Consider the following 16,368-nt stretch of genomic DNA (forward strand, 5'->3'; position numbering starts at 1 on the left):
GTCTATGAAATTATGACAACACAACTTAACACAGTGTGTCCTGTTTAGTAAACAGACAATCAGTATAACGCTCATGCTTTTCCAGTGCAATGCCAATTGTTGGGTGTGAAGTCTGAAGAACGACTACTCCTCTTTCTTGTTACGCCCAGCCATCTGCTGCCATACGGTTCCAGCAGCCTGTTCACCCGATTCGATCCGCTCCAGAGCCATCTTGGCCTGTAGACTGACTTCAAATTCGGGATCATCTGCAGCAACTCGTAATGCTTGCTCAGCTTCTTCCGTTCCGACCTCATATAGAAAACGTGCAGCACGCCAGCGTACAAGTTTACTTTTATCGGATAATGTTGCTGTCATGGCTGGAGTGGCGGCAGGGTCACCGATATCTGACAACGTATCCCCGGCAGTACGGCGTACCGCAGGAGAACTGTCTTGGAGCGCTGCATACAGCAGTTCCATCGCTTCCGGTGTACGAATGTCGCCCAGATATACCACCGCCAAGCGGCGAATTTGCATTTTGTTGTCTTGCAGGGCATGGGCTACGAGGGACAGTCTTTCTGCCGTTGGCTCCATGCCGTCAAATGCCGCGTAGCGTACATTCCAGTCCTCGCTCCGCAAAGCCTCTTCAAGCTCGGCTCCATGCAATTGGCGACGGCGCTCTACGAACTCTTCTGATTTGGTGCCATGTTCAATCGCCTGTTGGATGACCTGCTCCAGTCGTTCCGGAGGGTAGGCAGCTTCCAATTCCTGTTCCACTTCACGGGCGATGTCCGGTAATTCGCCATATCGAACGCCGTAATCACTTAGCTTGCGTTCTTTGATCATCGTTGCACTGGCAACTTCAGTAACGGCTTTGACAAAACGGTCCGACAGCGAAATTCGTTCTTCCTTGGCACCGGCTTTGACCCTGATTTGCATGGGAACGCCTCTGAAGAACTGAACGAATACCTGCGCTTCTCCGAAGTGCTCGCCTGAGCCATCTTCGGATTCGATCCAGTCCAGGTCTATGCCTTGTTGTCCAAGGCGGTTCTGGACTTCGCCCAGAATGACGGACCACTCTGCATTACCTTTACGGTCGAGCGCCACGAAGTCTGTCGTGTGGAATACACTCTTTACTCCGGGGATGTGAAGCATCTGGCGAATGAACGCGGGGGCGGATCGTTCGTTGTCCAGTGTATATGTTCTACGAATCCCGTCCTCCAGACGTTCATCGAGATGCAGCATCATCGTATTTGGACTCGGTGTTGGTTCAATGGAAACAATATTCATTGGTGTAACCTCCTAAGATACCATATTCATCCGTGATTTCCCGTATATTAAATCACGCAGGTATTCCTCTATTTTACATGAATGTGGTGAAACTGCGAAATCATCCTGGGGCCACGCAGATGTAACAAAACCTTTCATGTGAAGAAGTGCGAAAATTGTTAACACTTCTTTCATGTTCACGCACAAACATTTTTAAACGAAAGTTGACACAATAAGGGGAAGAACCAACTGGAGGTTATACCTATGGAACCCATTACCGTGCTTTCGGATGGAAAACGTCGTATTGCATATGAAAATATGATTCAACTGCTCAGGGAATGGATCGCTGAAGCTCCTGCAGGTTTGTCGTCGGAGACAGATCGGGGAGGTTGGGAAAACTCCCGCTTTTGTATTGTTGATTATCAGGTTGCTGAAGAAGCCGTGTCAGCAGCCAATGCCATTCGGGCGTTTATGCCCCAGATTCCGTTACTGGTCATTACCGATTTCAAATCGCTCATTCGCAAACGGCACCTGCAACAGATTACAGGTACAGGGGAGATGAAGATGATTCTCTGGAACGAACAAGATCCGGATCATCTGATTAAGGACATGGAGCAGTATCTGCATTCCTCGCTGTACCCAACACAAATAGCCACATCTCCGATCTTATCCATGCGATAAGATCGGAGATGTGGCCTGTAATATTCTAACTTCAATCATTGTATGAGACTAGATCACATATTTATAGCCTGTTCCCCAAACCGTTTTGATATAACGGGGTTCTTGGGATCAGGCTCAATTTTTTTGCGCAGGCTGGAGATATGTACATCAATGGTACGATCCAGATAAGCTCGTTCGGAACCTTTGATGCGATCCATAAGCTCATTGCGGGTGAATACTTTGCCCGGATTCCGGTACAATTCCTTCATAATTTCAAACTCAATATGAGTGACCTCAATTTCAACCCCATCCACAAACAGAGTCCTTCTGTACTCATTGACATTCACATGTCCTATAACTTCTGTCTGTTTGTCTTCCTTCACCGGCTTATCAGGATAGGAAATAGTCGATCTGCGCAATAATGCCTTGATTCTGGCATCCAGTTCTTTCAGGCTGAATGGCTTGCAGAGAAAATCATCCGCACCATTATGCAATGCCCGAAGACGATCATTTAGCATTGTGCTGGCCGAGATCATCAGAATGGGTACTGTGGAGTGCTGGCGAAATGCATCTACGAGACCATTCCCATCCGTTTCGGGTAGCATCAGGTCCGTTACAACAATATCCGGCTGGAATTGGGGGAACAATTGAAGCGCCTCGCGGGCATGATGGACCCGTTCCGTTATGTATCCTTCCTCCTCAAGAAAAAAAGCAATCATGTCGGCTAGATTTTTCTCATCTTCTATAAGAAGTACTTTGATAGTCATAAAGTCACACTCCTGGTGAAAATAATGTTTTGTTAAGAAAATACTAAAAAAATATTGTGATTTGTTAATAAATACTGCAAATTTTTTAATGTTTCTATCCCAGAATATAGGAAGTATATGTAGACGGGAAGTTGGCTTTTTGATGAACTTCAATATTTTAACATGAATGCAGATTATTTTACGATCAATCAGAATTTCCCAGAGATTCATCAGGTACTAATTACAGTATAATGGATCAGAACGATTTGAGGGGAAAAAAGTGGATTGTATCCGCTGATTTTTATAGGAGGAACCTACGTTGTTGTTGAATAAAGAACGGAAATCCAGCTGTGAGGGCAGTTGCTTATGGAACTTATAAGGGCAAGGCGAATGCTGAATTGGATAGTATTGAAGTTAAGGATTCCATGGCTAGGGACCTTGGTTCTAATCTCTCTTGGGTTCCTGGGAACGATGTATCCGATCACTTTATTTTATGGTGTACAGTTAATGGTCGGCAGTGCTGCTGCACTTGTTTCGCTTCGTTTGCATGGGGCCATCTACGGATTCATCACCATTACAGCCATCCATCTGATGTATATCATCGTAGAAGGGTTGGACCCTAATAACGTAAATCTGATGATTGCGCACTACATTGAACTGATCTGGATGATCGGATGGCAGATTCGTTGGAAGAACGGTAGTTTGATCAAAGCCAACGCTGTCTTTTGGGTGGTTATGTTGTTACCGGTTATTTTTTACGGACGTTTTATGCTGGGCCTAAGTATGGAAGATGTGAAGTATGAGTATATGTATATTGCTGTAATCAGTATGGTTAATGCACTGATTGCGGGAATTGTGGTCGATTTCTGGATCACGATGGGTGAAGACAAATCGAAGCGAACAGCTACTATTCCACTGACCAGAATTGCATTTAAATATGTGGTGGCCTTCGTGGTATTTGCTTCTCTTATGTTGTTATCAGCGGATAGCCGCAGACAGTTGAACCAGATGCATGAAGCAATAATACGTGATATGAAACATGCTGCGAGTGCAGTTGTTCAGGATCTGGATGAACAGTATGTGACCTCGAAGAATATGGTTCAAAATATGAAGCGTTATCACCATCTTCTGGGTGTGAATGTGATTCTGCTGAATCGGAATGATGTAGTTGTCGCTTCGGGATTGTACACACTCCAGGCGGGTGACTACATGGACATGAACCATTATCGCCTGCTCAACTCCGTAGGCAGCCTCATCCTGTTAAATTCCCGAAGTGCTCATTACAGCGATGTTCTGGCTCACTGGGAGAAGGTCTCTTTCATCTATGAAGCGGATATGTCAGTTATAACACCTTACCGGGTATTGGTTGAGACTAACTCGGCTAATTATTATTCTCGTATAGAGTCGATATACCTCACTACGTTGCAATCCCTGTTTATCATTATCGTTGCTTCCATGATCGTGGCGGCTCCGCTCAGCAGCAAGGTAGTCAGCCCATTGTTAAGGTTAACGCGGATGACAGGTTCTCTTCCGAGATTGCTGTTTCGGAATGGAAAGATGGAGTGGCCCACCAGTCATGTAACCGAAGTGCAGATCCTGATTGGTAATCTTCGGAAGATGGCCGATGTGCTGCTGGAACAATTCGAACAGATTCGTCAGGACAAGTTAACGCTGGAGGACAGGGTTATAGCACGTACCAAGGAACTCAAGAATAGTGAGGAGGTGAAACGTGCAATTATTGAATCATCCATTGATGCCATTATCGCTGTAGACTCCAATGGAGTGATTATTGAGTTTAATCCGGAGGCTGAGAGAATGTTTGGATTGCAGCGGGAAGAAGTGGTTCTCTACAAGAACGCGCCGTCTCTTTTTCAAGGAACCAGTTGCGTGGAGATCAAGAAAATGCTGCAGCAATTTGAATTTTTTGAAGGCAAAAGGCATACCACAGTTGAAGAAATCTCAGGTATTCACCGGGACGGTTCCGTCTTTCCGATTGAGTACAAGATTGTGGAAATCCAGTTGGGCAAGAACGAAACATTATATAATCTGTTTATTAAAGATATTACGGAGCGAACAAGAGCAGAAGAAGATCGTGTACGTCATGCCCTTGCACTGGAGAAGCTAAACTCGGAGTTGTTTAATGAAAAGATCGCCATTCAGGAACAGCGGGACATCAGTGAGCAATTTATAGAATCCGTGCGGGAAGGGCTCGTCATGTCAGATCGATCAGGCACGATAACCATTGTCAACCAGAGGGTAGAAGAGATGTTTGGTCTGGGTGATTTCCTGGGCAGATCCATTAAAGACTTGGCTCAGGCAATTGACACCATGGTATTGACCGAGAACTTCAATCTGCTGGATCAGACGAGAGCATTTCTGGATGGGGAAACCGCTTTTATTGAGACAGAATTCATTTTTAATAATGTGGAGAAAAGTTTATTTTCCCTTTACATGAAACAGATGGATGTCCCAGGTAAAAACCATGGGTTTCTACTGGTATTCCGTGACCGTACAGGGGAAGAACGGCTGGATCGCATGAAGAATGAGCTGATCAGCGTGGTATCCCATGAGCTTCGAACACCTGTGGCTACGATCATGGGGTATGTGGAGTTAATGATGATGTATGATCTTCCCGCAACCCAACGCCAGGAATTTATGCAGACCATCTCCTCAGAGGGCATGCGGCTGAGTAGTCTGCTGGACGATGTACTCGATATTCAGCGCCTCGACAACGAAGGCATGACTTACCATATGACGTATGTACCGCTGGTTGAATTGGTAGAAGGGGTCGCCGATCAGTGGAATATGAAGTCTGTCCAGCGCATCTATGTTCATACCTTTAATGGAGACTTCTTCGCTTATGCGGATCAGAACAGAATGGTTCAGGTTCTGCATAATCTGGTGGGTAATGCGGTGAAATACTCTCCGGGGGCAGATCGAATTGATGTTACATTATGGGAAGAAGAGGAATGGTTATGTATCGATGTGCGTGATTACGGAATCGGTATCGCGGAGCAAGAGAAGGAAAGGTTGTTCAACAAATTCTATCGTGTGGATAATTCGGGTCATCGGCAGATTGGTGGCACGGGACTCGGCTTGTACATTTCCCGCAAAATTGTGGAGGATCACAAGGGTACGCTGACCTTCATATCTGCAACGGACAAAGGGAGCACATTCAAGGTTCGACTGCCAAAACAGGATGTATTACTGTAGACAATGATTCAGGTATTCATTTCACTTCGTATGATTTATGGTTATGAATGTAGACAGAGCTTTTACCTTTCGCCGCGCAAGCGTCATAGAGGTAAAGGCTTTTTTTGTTTTTCATGATTTCGGATAAAAAACCCTATTCTTTTGCACACTGTATATAGAGCCATAATTTGCATCCCATGCAAAAGGAGGACGGCCAGTATATGTTCCGTAAACAAGAGAAAACGCTCATCATCGTCTGTCTGGTCGCAGCAGTGGTTGTGCTGTATGCCGTTGTGAAAAGTATCATCCGGATCATGAGTTATTAAGACACACGTTCAAGCAGAGTAGTCTGCTGTCGTACATAACGATTATGTGAAAGAGGAGTGTAACCATGTCATCCCTGGACCCTGTTCTGCTCAGTCGGATACTGACCGGTCTTACCTTGTTTGTGCATATCATTTTTGCTTCTATTGGTGTAGGTGTTCCACTCATGATTGCCTTGGCCGAGTGGCGAGGGCTACGAACCAATGATATTCATTACACCCTGCTTGCACGCAGGTGGGCGCGAGGTTTTGTCATCACCGTTGCGGTTGGCGTCGTTACAGGCACGTCGATCGGATTACAGCTCAGTCTGCTGTGGCCGATGTTTATGCGCGTAGCGGGTCAGGCGATTGCCTTGCCACTGTTTATGGAGACGTTCGCCTTTTTCATAGAAGCGATCTTTCTGGGAATTTACCTCTACACGTGGGATCGTTTCAAAAAGAAATATACGCATATGCTGCTGCTGATTCCAGTAGCGCTGGGATCATCCGCCTCCGCGATCTTCATTACGACGGTGAATTCTTTCATGAACCAGCCGCAGGGATTCACCCTGATTAATGGCATCATGAAGGACATTCATCCGCTTGCTGCCATGCTGAATCCGGCGACGCCAACCAAGGTGTCACATGTACTCGCCTCATCATATACCCTGAGTGCAGGTATCCTCGCGGGTATAGCCGCATTTAGTTTGCTCCGGGGACGGGACCATGTGTATTACAAAAAAGCACTCAAACTTACGACGGTGTCTGCGCTTGTATTTGCGATCAGTACCGTCATGATCGGCGACTCCTCCGGTAAATTTCTGGCGAAGTACCAGCCGGAGAAGCTGGCAGCCGCTGAATGGCACTTCAAAACGATGAAGGAAGCACCACTCGTCTATGGCGGTATTCTGGATGAGAACAATGAGGTGAAATACGCCATTGAGATTCCATATGCCCTTAGCATTTTGGCGGGGAATCGTCCAGATACCGAAGTGAAGGGGCTCGAAGAATTTCCGGCCGATCTGAGGCCACCGTTGTCCATTCATTACATGTTCGATCTGAAGGTCACAACCGGAGTTATCATCTTGCTGATCCCTGTGCTATATGTATTCCGGCGCTGGTTGCCGGGACGCATACCTTATCCGAAATGGTTACTGCTCGGCATTGTTTTCCTCGGCCCGCTCGCCATGATTGCGATCGAGCTGGGCTGGATGTTCGCCGAGGTGGGCAGGCAACCCTGGATCTTGCGTGGATACATGAAGGTATCGGAAGCTGCAACAACCTCAACCTCGGTGGGCTGGATGCTGGTGTTGTTCATCTTGCTGTATCTAATCCTGTGTTTCTCGTGTATTCGGGTACTCAGCAAGCTGTTCCGTAACAAGGAAGCGGAGAAGGAACTGGACTCCCTGGGGCTTGAAGGAGGGATCGTGCATTGAGTTTCGAAATTGTAGGTATTGCGATATTGTGGACGTTTTTGTTCGGATATCTGATCGTCGCTTCGATTGATTTTGGCGCTGGTTTTTTCAGCTTTTACAGCATATTGACCGGACACGAGAACAAGATTCATAACATCATTCAGCGTTACCTGTCCCCCGTATGGGAAGTGACCAATGTGTTCCTGATCTTTTTTGTGGTCGGGCTGGTCGGATTTTATCCGGACAGCGCCTTTTATTATGGGACGGCTTTGTTGGTTCCGGGTTCTCTGGCGATTGTGCTGCTGGCAATCAGGGGCGTGTACTATGCCTATAATACCTATGGAAATCATGGGCAGAACAGCCGGATCTACATGGCACTGTATGGAGCGACGGGATTGCTGATTCCCGCAGTGTTCTCCACCATTTTGGCGATATCCGAAGGCGGGATTATTGAGCAGGTGGGCGATCAGGTGTTCTTTCGCTGGCGTGAATTTTTGACGAATCCCTATACCTGGTCGGTTGTGTTGCTTGCACTGGTCAGTGTGCTATATATCTCCGCGATGTTTCTATCCTACTATGCCAAGCGAGCAGGGGATGAGCCGGCATTTGAAGTGCTCCGGGAGTATGCGCTGCTCTGGAGCTTGCCCACCATTTTTGCGAGTTTTCTGGCCTTTCTGCAGATTAACAAACAGAATCCCGCACACTTTGAGCAGATGGTGAATATCTCATGGATGTTCATTGCTTCATTTGTTTTTTTTGTTATTGCGCTATCACTGGTGTGGAAACGTAGATATCTGGGCTGGTGCTTTATTGCTGTCATGCTTCAGTTTGCCTTTGCCTGGTACGGTTATGGGCGTTCCCATCTTCCGTATATCCTGTATCCCTATATTAATATTTACGACAGCTTTACGAATCGCACGATGGGAATCGCGCTTATTACGGCGTTCAGTCTGGGGTTGCTTGTGCTCATTCCTTCACTGGTGCTGATTATGAAGCTGTTCCTGTTTGATGCCAACTATGTGCGCGGTAATTCTGGTAAAAAGAAAGGATGAGTCCGTTCATGGTCCCTACTGAGGGAGTCACGGGAATACCCGGTATAACCGGATTGAGTTTTTTTGAGACATTTACCATCATGTACGCCCCACCCCTGATTATTATGGCTGCCATAGCGTTTCTGTTTGTATATCTGGCGGTGTGCAAAAATCCTAAGGATTGATTCGCTGGTACGTCTATTCCCATTTGGGGTAATCTGTTGTTAAGAAATAGGAAGGGAGGAGGGCCCTTTCATGCCGAAAATCCGTTATAACAATATTGATAATGTAAGTACGGACAAAACGCTGAAGGAATTCAAGCAATGGAGGGAACAGCGGCGCAGCAAAGTGAAGGACTATTCCTACACCGTGCCCAAACACCCGCCTGAACTGGACTATCTGCATGCCAATCGGGATGATACCAGTATTACCTGGATCGGTCACTCCACGTTTTTCATTCAATACTATGGTTTGAACATCGTGACTGACCCGGTGTGGGCCGAAAAAATGGGATTTCAACGAAGGCTCGGTGCCCCCGGCATTCCGATTCAGGATATTCCACCTTTGGATATCATTCTGATATCCCATTCCCACTACGACCATCTACATTTGGCTTCCTTGCGTAAGCTGATTACCGCCAAGACGTTGCTGATTGTACCCGATGGTCTGAAGCGCAAGATGATTCGTAAAGGATTCCATCGATGCCAAGAGATGAAGTGGTGGGATCATATGACACTGGGTGGCGTCAAAATAACCTTTGTCCCTGCGCAGCACTGGACGCGCCGAACGTTGTTCGATACCAATACGTCCCATTGGGGCGGTTACGTGCTGGAAACGAATCATTCGGTGACGACTTCGGCAGCAGAAAGTGCTGCAACCACGAGCGATAAGGATGGATCATCCACGGAATCCCGGAAGAATGAAGCATCCGAGTCATCAAGCGGTCCGCCTGTGTTGTATTTTGTGGGGGATACAGGATACTTCCAGGGGTTCAAAACCATTGGAGAGCGCTTTGACATCGGGGTGACCTTGATGCCCATCGGTGCCTACGACCCGGAGTGGTTCATGACTTCCCAGCATGTGACACCTGAAGAAGCGCTGCAGGGATTCGTTGAATCCGGTTCCCAGCTCATGGTGCCCATGCATTACGGCACATTCAAGCTGGCGGATGATACACCCAAGGAAGCACTGGATCGGCTGGAAGTCGAACGTGAACGTTTAGGCATTGGCAAAGAGCGGATTCGGGTGCTTGGTCATGGCGAAACGCTTCGTATCCGGCACGAGAAAGGTAAACAGGACTAACAAAACCAAGTCAAATATGTTAATGTAGGGATATGCCTGCATGAACAGTACATTTATCAAATTGTTAATAAGTAAAAAGCGGCCAATTTTCGAATTTGCCGTTTTTTTGTGTTATAATATGGTGCCAGAATAGGCATCGGGATATTGAATCCATGATTTTAGTTCATGCTGTATGCAGATTAACCAATAAAGGATGGTATGCTTAATGATTAGTACAAGCGGCATCACGCTCCGCTACGGAAAACGTGCACTTTTTGAAGATGTAAATATCAAATTTACGCCAGGGAACTGTTACGGCCTGATCGGCGCCAACGGAGCCGGCAAATCAACATTCTTGAAAATTTTGTCTGGTGAGATTGAAGCCAACTCGGGAGAGGTGCACATCACCCCGGGCGAACGTATGGCCGTTTTGAAGCAAAACCACTTTGAATATGATGAGTATCCGGTTCTCGAAACGGTCATTATGGGTCACGCTCGTCTGTATTCCATCATGAAAGAGAAGGATGCTTTGTATGCGAAGGCAGACTTTACAGAAGAAGACGGTTTGCGTGCAGGTGAGCTTGAAGGGGAATTCGCTGAGCAGAACGGCTGGGATGCTGAACCAGATGCAGCGGCGCTCCTGATCGGTCTTGGCATTGTTCGTGACATGCATGACAAAAAAATGATAGAGCTGAGCGGAAACGAAAAAGTCCGTGTATTGCTGGCACAAGCGTTGTTTGGCCGTCCAAACAACCTGTTGCTCGATGAGCCTACCAACCACTTGGATCTCGAATCCATTCAATGGCTGGAGAACTTCCTGATGGATTATGAAGGTACCGTTATTGTCGTATCCCATGACCGTCACTTCCTGAACAAGGTATGTACGCATATCGCAGATATTGACTTCGGTAAAATCCAGATGTACGTAGGTAACTATGACTTCTGGTATGAGTCCAGCCAATTGGCACTTGCTCTGCAGCGGGATGCCAACAAGAAAAAAGAAGAGAAGATTAAAGAGCTGCAAGCCTTTATTCAACGTTTCTCTGCGAACGCTTCGAAGTCCAAACAGGCGACTTCCCGGAAGAAAACACTCGACAAAATCACATTGGATGACCTTCGTCCATCCAACCGTAAATACCCGTTTATCAACTTCAAGCCTGAACGTGAAGCAGGTAAACAATTGCTGACGGTAGATCGTATTGACAAATCCATCGATGGTGTGAAAATGTTAAATGATGTGAACTTTGTGGTGAACAAAGGTGACAAAATTGCATTTGTTGGTCCGAACGGAAATGCCAAATCACTGTTATTTGATATTCTTATGGGTGAAACCGAAGCAGACAGCGGCGAATATACTTGGGGCGTAACGACGACTCAGGCTTATTTCCCGAAAGACAACTCTCAGTATTTTGAGGGTGTAGACATGACTCTCGTGGATTGGCTCCGTCAATATTCGAAAGATCAGGATGAAACGTATCTGCGTGGATTCTTGGGCCGTATGCTGTTCTCCGGTGAGGAGTCCCAGAAGAAGGCTAGCGTACTCTCCGGGGGAGAGAAGGTTCGTTGTATGCTCGCAAAAATGATGCAGACAGGTGCAAACGCACTGATTCTGGATGAGCCAACGAACCACTTGGATCTTGAATCCATCACAGCACTGAACAACGGTATGATTGACTTTGACGGCACAATGCTGTTTACATCCCATGACCATCAGTTCATCCAAACGATTGCTAACCGGATTATCGAAATTACGCCAACAGGCATCATCGATCGCCAAATGAGCTATGACGAATATCTGGAAAGTGATGAAATTAAAGAACTGCGCAATAAAATGTATCCGGTAGAGGCTTAAACCAAGCATCATCTACGGGCACGTTATGGATATAGACACAAAAGAACCGCAAGCCTTCTTCACAGGGCTTGCGGTTCTTTTGGTGTTCCATTAGGTGTCTCTGCTACCTTGAACCTAAGATCCGCCAGTACGGCGACGTTGGTTGTTAGGCTTCTTGTTGTTTTGACTCTTCATTGCTTTAGGTCCGCCTTCAAAGTAGGCGCTGGATTGGTTACCGGAATTTGCTTGTTCTTTCTTTTGCGCCAGCTTCTCGCGTATAGCATCCTGCAAACTGACCTTTTTCGGTTCGTTATTTTCGCTCATCGTTATTTCCCTCCCGGTCTTACAGTAAGCCGTCCAGATTGGACGGGATGTATTCATTTTATACGTTTTACAAAAGCCCCACAAGGGCAACCTGATAAAATGCTCAAATCCATGGAGTTTTACCCGGGCCAACATTCTTTCTCATTACCCACAGCCCTGCCTTCTGGCAACTTTGTTTCGGCTTGCCTACAGCAATGCAGCCTGGCAACACTGTTTCTGTAGACCCACACGCTCCGCATTTGGTAACATGGAAAAACCGTAATACGAAACGTAAAAAGGAGTGTCGCCCGGTTTGAACGCTTATGAAGAAATACGAAAAGGGGAGCGAGGGGCTTGGGTTAGTATCATAGCCTATCTCGTCTTGTCTGCCTTTAAGCTCATCTGTGGATATGTATTTGCTTCCAGCGCGTTGCTGGCGGATGGTTTTAATAACCTGACGGATATTGTGGCATCCGTTGCTGTGTTGATTGGACTTCGAATTTCACAGAAGCCTCCTGATTCCGATCATGCTTACGGGCATTTCAGAGCGGAAACCGTAGCAGCTCTGGTGGCTTCATTTATTATGGCCATGGTTGGGTTGCAAGTGTTGGTTGAAGCCGTTCGTTCATGGTATGAAGGAGCCTTTACTGCACCTAATCTGTGGGCGGCAGCGGTTGCTGTAGTCTGTGCTGTGGTGATGCTGGGTGTATACCGCTATAATTTCCGTCTGGCGAAACAAATTAACAGTCAGGCCTTGATGGCTGCGGCAAAAGATAATCGCTCCGATGCTTGGGTCAGCATAGGAGCAGCAGTTGGAATCATAGGTGCGCAATTTGGACTTCCCTGGCTGGATAAAGTAGCTGCTATCGCTGTAGGTGTATTGATCTGTAAGACAGCTTGGGAGATCTTCCGGGATTCTACACATCGTCTTACCGATGGATTTGATCAGAAAGAATTGACGGATCTCAGATCCTCCGTGGCTCGGGTTCCCGGCGTTGAGATGATCAAGGATGTAAAGGCACGTGTGCATGGCAGTCATGTACTTGTGGATGTGGTGATTGAAGTGGACGGAGGGCTGAGCCTGATTGAAGGCCATCAGATCTGTGACAGAGTGGAAGAGCGGTTAAAGCGATCACATAACATCTTGCATGTTCATGTACATGTGGAACCGAAGATGGAAGAGGTCTCTGGAAACTCTTGAACAGGGAGTGAACATGTTGGAATAAGTAAAGAGGACAGCCGCGATTATGCGCGCTGTCCTCTTTACTTATCGGTAGAACGATTATACGATATTATTGAATGGCAACGTGAATCCACGCTTTGCCTTTCCAAGTGTATACCTGTACCCATTCGCCGCCATCGAATCCGTCTACCACTTCACCAGTTGTATCGATAATTTGGGAACCCAGTGCACCAATTGGTTTACCGTTAGGCGCATCATAGAACCAAGTGCGCTCCAGAAGGTTCAATAACATTGTCGGTACCAGTACTTCATCACCTGGTTTTACAAGCGGTTCTTCAAACATTTTGTCATCTGTAGTCGCTGGAGTTTCAGTCGTAGTTGAAGTGCCTTCTGTACCTGTAGTGTCTACTGTTGTACCTGTTACAGTCTCAGCAGTACCTTCTACAGTCTCTACGACAGGTTTGTTCACTTCAACAGCTGGAGTTGTTGTCGTTGTAGCCTCAGTTCCTGTTTCTGGAGTCACCGTTCCAGTAACCGCTTCCTCAGCACCTGCAGCGGCAGCCATCGAACCCATCAACGTTAAAGCAGCAGCAAAACTTACGATTTTTTTCATTTGTATTTCCTCCTCGGTTTTAGGTATGTAATTTGTTGTCCTGTGTTAAAAGTAACCAAGCGAGCTACCTTATGAATCACAAATTATAACAATATTTTCTTGCATTCTCCAGTGTCAACTGGCGCATATGTGGGTATATAGCAGGCCTGTAAATATCATACTTCGGTGGGATATAATCGGGTTGGCTATCTAAAAAAAGTCCTGTTTTTATGGATTCAGTGGGAGAGCGAATTGGAATAAAGCAGGAGGGAGTGCAATACATAATATAGAAAAGTTGGCTTGTGCCTGAACGCACAAAAGCCAATCGGCTTGGTAGCACGATCGGCTTTTGTATGTATCCGTTAATGTTTATTCGGTACAGCGAGTTATCGCATTCGGCTACGTCCCGTAATGAGGGAGATTACGAACAGTACAACGAAGAGGAAGAAGAGTACTTTGGCAATTGAAGCTGCTGCCTCAACAATACCGAAGAATCCAAAAATACCTGCTACCAGTGCAATAATTAGAAATAATACAGACCATTTCAACATGAGTATTCATCCTTTCAATTTCTGAATTGTGCAGTGAAGTGTTTTCACCTCACCGCCCTGTGTAGTCTAACTTTAACCGGGGCTTATCGTGTTGAAACATGGTGTTTTTTTCAAACCGCGGGCATATATGAAGGGATATGTTTTATTGTTTCGTCAGGGAAATGCTCGGGTAACTATAGCCATAACGAAATTGATGCATATACGGAAAGTGAGGTTCTTCTATGATCTATCAAATTAGCGTGGCCCTTATTGCAGTAGCATTTGCAGTACTTGTTTTCTTTTTGATTCGTACCTTGAAATCTGCTCAGAGTTCACTGGACAATGTCTCAACGACATTACAAGAGGTCCAGAAGACGATTGATGAACTTAGTTATGAAGTGAAGCAGACGGTAAGGCATGCCAATGACATTACCGTTGACGTGCAGCAGAAGATGAAAAAAATTGATCCTGTGATGGAATCCGTTGAGAATCTGGGAGAAGTGTTGAATGAAGTGACGGCAGCAGCCAAACAAGTATCCACTACGCTGATGGCCAAATTTCAGACCAAACGAAACCATGCTGAACAGACCAAACCATCTGAAAGCGTTCATGTAACGGCACCACCTGCAACACCAACGGACCGTACCCTACAATCCTACGAAGCTACATATAAGGATGGAGCTAAGGGCGGAGGAAATTGGATGAAGTATGTTGATGTTGCAGCGAATGTATGGCAACGGATGCGCAAATAACATGACCGCTTTGTAATCCATAAGAAGCCTTCAGAGCGGTGATGAACTTGATGAAAGGGTGAGAATCATGATGAAACTATTGCTAGTGACGATGTTTAGCGTAATTTCTCCCTTTTCCGTTCAACCGGCAGCGGTACCTGCTGCTCATGATATGCAATGGACGGCAATGGAAGAGAAGGCGTCAGAGGTGACTCTGGCTGTTGATCATTCCGAGACTTTCCAGCATTTTCGGACTCTGAATGGCATTTCCCTGGATGATACCATGAGCGAGTTGTCGACTAAGAAGGGCCAGCCGGTTCATAAACAGGAAGATCCTTATCTGGGGTGTCCTGAATTTCATTTTCGTGATGTGAAGGTGGGTGTGTGTGTGGATACGGGTGCCATACATTATGTGCATATCGATGCATCCGAGAATGACTTGATATTAAACGGAGAGAGAATCGAGATGGATATTGAGTCGATCCACCAAGCTCTCGGCGAACCTTATTATGTAGCTGAGGACGGAGAAGTGTTTCTTCGTGGAGATCATGCGCTGAAGGTATATATGAAGTCAGGCTCTCGTCAGATTGAAGGCATTGATCTTTTTGATGAAACGGTTTCCTAGGATTGGTTAGCAGAGAGTCGTTTCAAACCCATATAGTATGGTTATATATTAAATGTAGCTCGATATAGAAGATAAATCAGAGGAGAGTGGAAACGATGAATTCAACCAATGAGCAAGCTTATGCAAAAGTGGTAGAAAACGGAGTCCAGGCGGTAGAAGCGGTGAAAGAATTGCAGATTACCGGATACCTTGCTGATCATATCTTTGTTCTTGCGCATGAGAAGGATCGTACGGACCGAATTGCTGAGACGGCAGATGCCAAAGAAATTGGTATCAAAGAAGAAGGCATATTTGATTCCATGGCGAATCTGTTCCGCTCACGTGGTGACGAACTCCGGGCCAAAATTGTTTCGATGGGCTTTACCGAAGCCGAAGCCGAGTTCTACGAGAGTGAACTGGATAAAGGTAAAGTACTTGTTATTGCTAAAAGGAAAGACTAATTCATATCGTTGCAAGCTCAAGCTTGCTGAACATGGACAAGCTTCTCTATATTACCCAGCAAAATGCTTCATCAAAAACATAGATAAGGAATGGGGAAAGCCCCATTCCTTATCTATGTTTTTGCAAGTTTGGAAGCGGGATCAGAACGCTGCAAAAACAGGGTAAAAAGCGGGGCAATTCCCCTGCAATGGTGCCATCTACTGATAGAAGTTTTGCACTTTTGAGATTATAGTTATACTAGGAATTATTATGTCTACTGC

At 46.1% G+C, this 16,368-nt stretch carries 15 protein-coding genes and 1 pseudogene; 11 read left to right on the top strand and 5 right to left on the bottom strand.

The annotated features are described in order from the left end of the window. Nucleotides 1-123: 123 nt before the first annotated feature. Nucleotides 124-1,266: a virulence factor gene (locus C0Q44_RS10090; protein WP_105407116.1), complete on the bottom strand. Its 1,143-nt coding sequence runs from the start codon at nt 1,264-1,266 to the stop codon at nt 124-126. A 243-nt stretch (nt 1,267-1,509) separates the two neighbouring features. On the opposite strand from C0Q44_RS10090, the gene C0Q44_RS10095 reads away from it, so the two are divergent. Beyond that, entirely contained in the window at nt 1,510-1,926 is a 417-nt protein-coding gene (locus C0Q44_RS10095; protein WP_105407117.1) for a hypothetical protein, read from the top strand. 48 nt (nt 1,927-1,974) lie between these two features. Here C0Q44_RS10095 and C0Q44_RS10100 read toward each other — a convergent pair. Continuing rightward, a pseudogene (locus C0Q44_RS10100) lies at nt 1,975-2,672 on the bottom strand (response regulator transcription factor). Nucleotides 2,673-3,041: 369 nt separating this feature from the next. Here C0Q44_RS10100 and C0Q44_RS10105 point away from each other — a divergent pair. The 6 genes from C0Q44_RS10105 (at nt 3,042) to C0Q44_RS10125 (ending at nt 11,724) form a co-directional block, all read left to right on the top strand. After that, nucleotides 3,042-5,864, top strand: coding sequence for a PAS domain-containing sensor histidine kinase (locus C0Q44_RS10105; protein ID WP_181150923.1), 2,823 nt, complete (start codon nt 3,042-3,044; stop codon nt 5,862-5,864). 370 nt (nt 5,865-6,234) lie between these two features. Beyond that, the gene (locus C0Q44_RS10110; protein ID WP_105407119.1) at nt 6,235-7,581 is read left to right on the top strand and encodes a cytochrome ubiquinol oxidase subunit I; all 1,347 of its coding nucleotides are present in this window, start codon (nt 6,235-6,237) and stop codon (nt 7,579-7,581) included. Beyond that, complete coding sequence (locus tag C0Q44_RS10115) at nt 7,578-8,612, top strand: cytochrome d ubiquinol oxidase subunit II (protein WP_105407120.1); 1,035 nt, start codon at nt 7,578-7,580, stop codon at nt 8,610-8,612. The genes C0Q44_RS10110 and C0Q44_RS10115 overlap by 4 nt, the downstream gene beginning before the upstream one ends. 8 nt (nt 8,613-8,620) lie before the next feature. Then, on the top strand, nt 8,621-8,776 hold the full coding sequence (locus C0Q44_RS30120) for a hypothetical protein (RefSeq protein ID WP_181150988.1): 156 nt from the start codon (nt 8,621-8,623) through the stop codon (nt 8,774-8,776). A 70-nt stretch (nt 8,777-8,846) separates the two neighbouring features. Next, nucleotides 8,847-9,893, top strand: coding sequence for an MBL fold metallo-hydrolase (locus C0Q44_RS10120; protein WP_105407121.1), 1,047 nt, complete (start codon nt 8,847-8,849; stop codon nt 9,891-9,893). A 205-nt stretch (nt 9,894-10,098) separates the two neighbouring features. Continuing rightward, nucleotides 10,099-11,724 carry an ABC-F family ATP-binding cassette domain-containing protein gene (locus tag C0Q44_RS10125; RefSeq protein ID WP_105407122.1) on the top strand — a complete coding sequence of 542 codons (1,626 nt, stop codon included), beginning with the start codon at nt 10,099-10,101 and terminating at the stop codon, nt 11,722-11,724. Between the two features lie 114 nt (nt 11,725-11,838). On the opposite strand, the gene C0Q44_RS10130 is transcribed toward C0Q44_RS10125, so the two are convergent. After that, entirely contained in the window at nt 11,839-12,027 is a 189-nt protein-coding gene (locus tag C0Q44_RS10130) for a hypothetical protein (protein WP_105407123.1), read from the bottom strand. A gap of 292 nt (nt 12,028-12,319) precedes the next feature. On the opposite strand from C0Q44_RS10130, the gene C0Q44_RS10135 reads away from it, so the two are divergent. Continuing rightward, nucleotides 12,320-13,207 carry a cation diffusion facilitator family transporter gene (locus C0Q44_RS10135; protein WP_105407124.1) on the top strand — a complete coding sequence of 296 codons (888 nt, stop codon included), beginning with the start codon at nt 12,320-12,322 and terminating at the stop codon, nt 13,205-13,207. 91 nt (nt 13,208-13,298) lie between these two features. Here the strand turns inward: C0Q44_RS10135 and C0Q44_RS10140 are convergent, their stop codons facing one another. Together C0Q44_RS10140 and C0Q44_RS10145 are read right to left on the bottom strand one after the other, a co-directional pair. Then, nucleotides 13,299-13,802 (bottom strand): hypothetical protein, encoded by a 504-nt coding sequence (locus C0Q44_RS10140; RefSeq protein ID WP_105407125.1) that lies wholly within the window; start codon nt 13,800-13,802, stop codon nt 13,299-13,301. A 365-nt stretch (nt 13,803-14,167) separates the two neighbouring features. Beyond that, nucleotides 14,168-14,332 carry a DUF1328 domain-containing protein gene (locus C0Q44_RS10145; RefSeq protein ID WP_105407126.1) on the bottom strand — a complete coding sequence of 55 codons (165 nt, stop codon included), beginning with the start codon at nt 14,330-14,332 and terminating at the stop codon, nt 14,168-14,170. Nucleotides 14,333-14,553: 221 nt separating this feature from the next. Between C0Q44_RS10145 and C0Q44_RS10150 the strand changes: the two genes are divergently transcribed. The 3 genes from C0Q44_RS10150 to C0Q44_RS10160 all read left to right on the top strand — a co-directional run bounded on the left by C0Q44_RS10150 (nt 14,554) and on the right by C0Q44_RS10160 (nt 16,107). Next, nucleotides 14,554-15,063 (top strand): DUF948 domain-containing protein, encoded by a 510-nt coding sequence (locus tag C0Q44_RS10150; RefSeq protein ID WP_105407127.1) that lies wholly within the window; start codon nt 14,554-14,556, stop codon nt 15,061-15,063. A gap of 67 nt (nt 15,064-15,130) precedes the next feature. After that, on the top strand, nt 15,131-15,667 hold the full coding sequence (locus tag C0Q44_RS10155; protein WP_105407128.1) for a hypothetical protein: 537 nt from the start codon (nt 15,131-15,133) through the stop codon (nt 15,665-15,667). 95 nt (nt 15,668-15,762) lie between these two features. After that, nucleotides 15,763-16,107 (top strand): YflT domain-containing protein, encoded by a 345-nt coding sequence (locus C0Q44_RS10160; protein ID WP_105407129.1) that lies wholly within the window; start codon nt 15,763-15,765, stop codon nt 16,105-16,107. The last annotated feature ends 261 nt before the right edge of the window (nt 16,108-16,368 follow it).

The sequence above is a fragment of the Paenibacillus sp. PCH8 genome, from assembly GCF_002968835.1.
Taxonomy (GTDB): domain Bacteria; phylum Bacillota; class Bacilli; order Paenibacillales; family Paenibacillaceae; genus Paenibacillus.

Excerpts from the sequence above, each read along its gene's own strand:
- C0Q44_RS10090 (WP_105407116.1), bottom strand. The coding sequence starts at position 1,266 with ATGAATATTGTTTCCATTGAACCAACACCGAGTCCAAATACGATGATG.
- C0Q44_RS10095 (WP_105407117.1), top strand. The coding sequence starts at position 1,510 with ATGGAACCCATTACCGTGCTTTCGGATGGAAAACGTCGTATTGCATAT.
- C0Q44_RS10105 (WP_181150923.1), top strand. The coding sequence starts at position 3,042 with ATGCTGAATTGGATAGTATTGAAGTTAAGGATTCCATGGCTAGGGACC.
- C0Q44_RS10110 (WP_105407119.1), top strand. The coding sequence starts at position 6,235 with ATGTCATCCCTGGACCCTGTTCTGCTCAGTCGGATACTGACCGGTCTT.
- C0Q44_RS30120 (WP_181150988.1), top strand. The coding sequence starts at position 8,621 with ATGGTCCCTACTGAGGGAGTCACGGGAATACCCGGTATAACCGGATTG.
- C0Q44_RS10120 (WP_105407121.1), top strand. The coding sequence starts at position 8,847 with ATGCCGAAAATCCGTTATAACAATATTGATAATGTAAGTACGGACAAA.
- C0Q44_RS10125 (WP_105407122.1), top strand. The coding sequence starts at position 10,099 with ATGATTAGTACAAGCGGCATCACGCTCCGCTACGGAAAACGTGCACTT.
- C0Q44_RS10130 (WP_105407123.1), bottom strand. The coding sequence starts at position 12,027 with ATGAGCGAAAATAACGAACCGAAAAAGGTCAGTTTGCAGGATGCTATA.
- C0Q44_RS10140 (WP_105407125.1), bottom strand. The coding sequence starts at position 13,802 with ATGAAAAAAATCGTAAGTTTTGCTGCTGCTTTAACGTTGATGGGTTCG.
- C0Q44_RS10145 (WP_105407126.1), bottom strand. The coding sequence starts at position 14,332 with ATGTTGAAATGGTCTGTATTATTTCTAATTATTGCACTGGTAGCAGGT.
- C0Q44_RS10150 (WP_105407127.1), top strand. The coding sequence starts at position 14,554 with ATGATCTATCAAATTAGCGTGGCCCTTATTGCAGTAGCATTTGCAGTA.
- C0Q44_RS10155 (WP_105407128.1), top strand. The coding sequence starts at position 15,131 with ATGATGAAACTATTGCTAGTGACGATGTTTAGCGTAATTTCTCCCTTT.
- C0Q44_RS10160 (WP_105407129.1), top strand. The coding sequence starts at position 15,763 with ATGAATTCAACCAATGAGCAAGCTTATGCAAAAGTGGTAGAAAACGGA.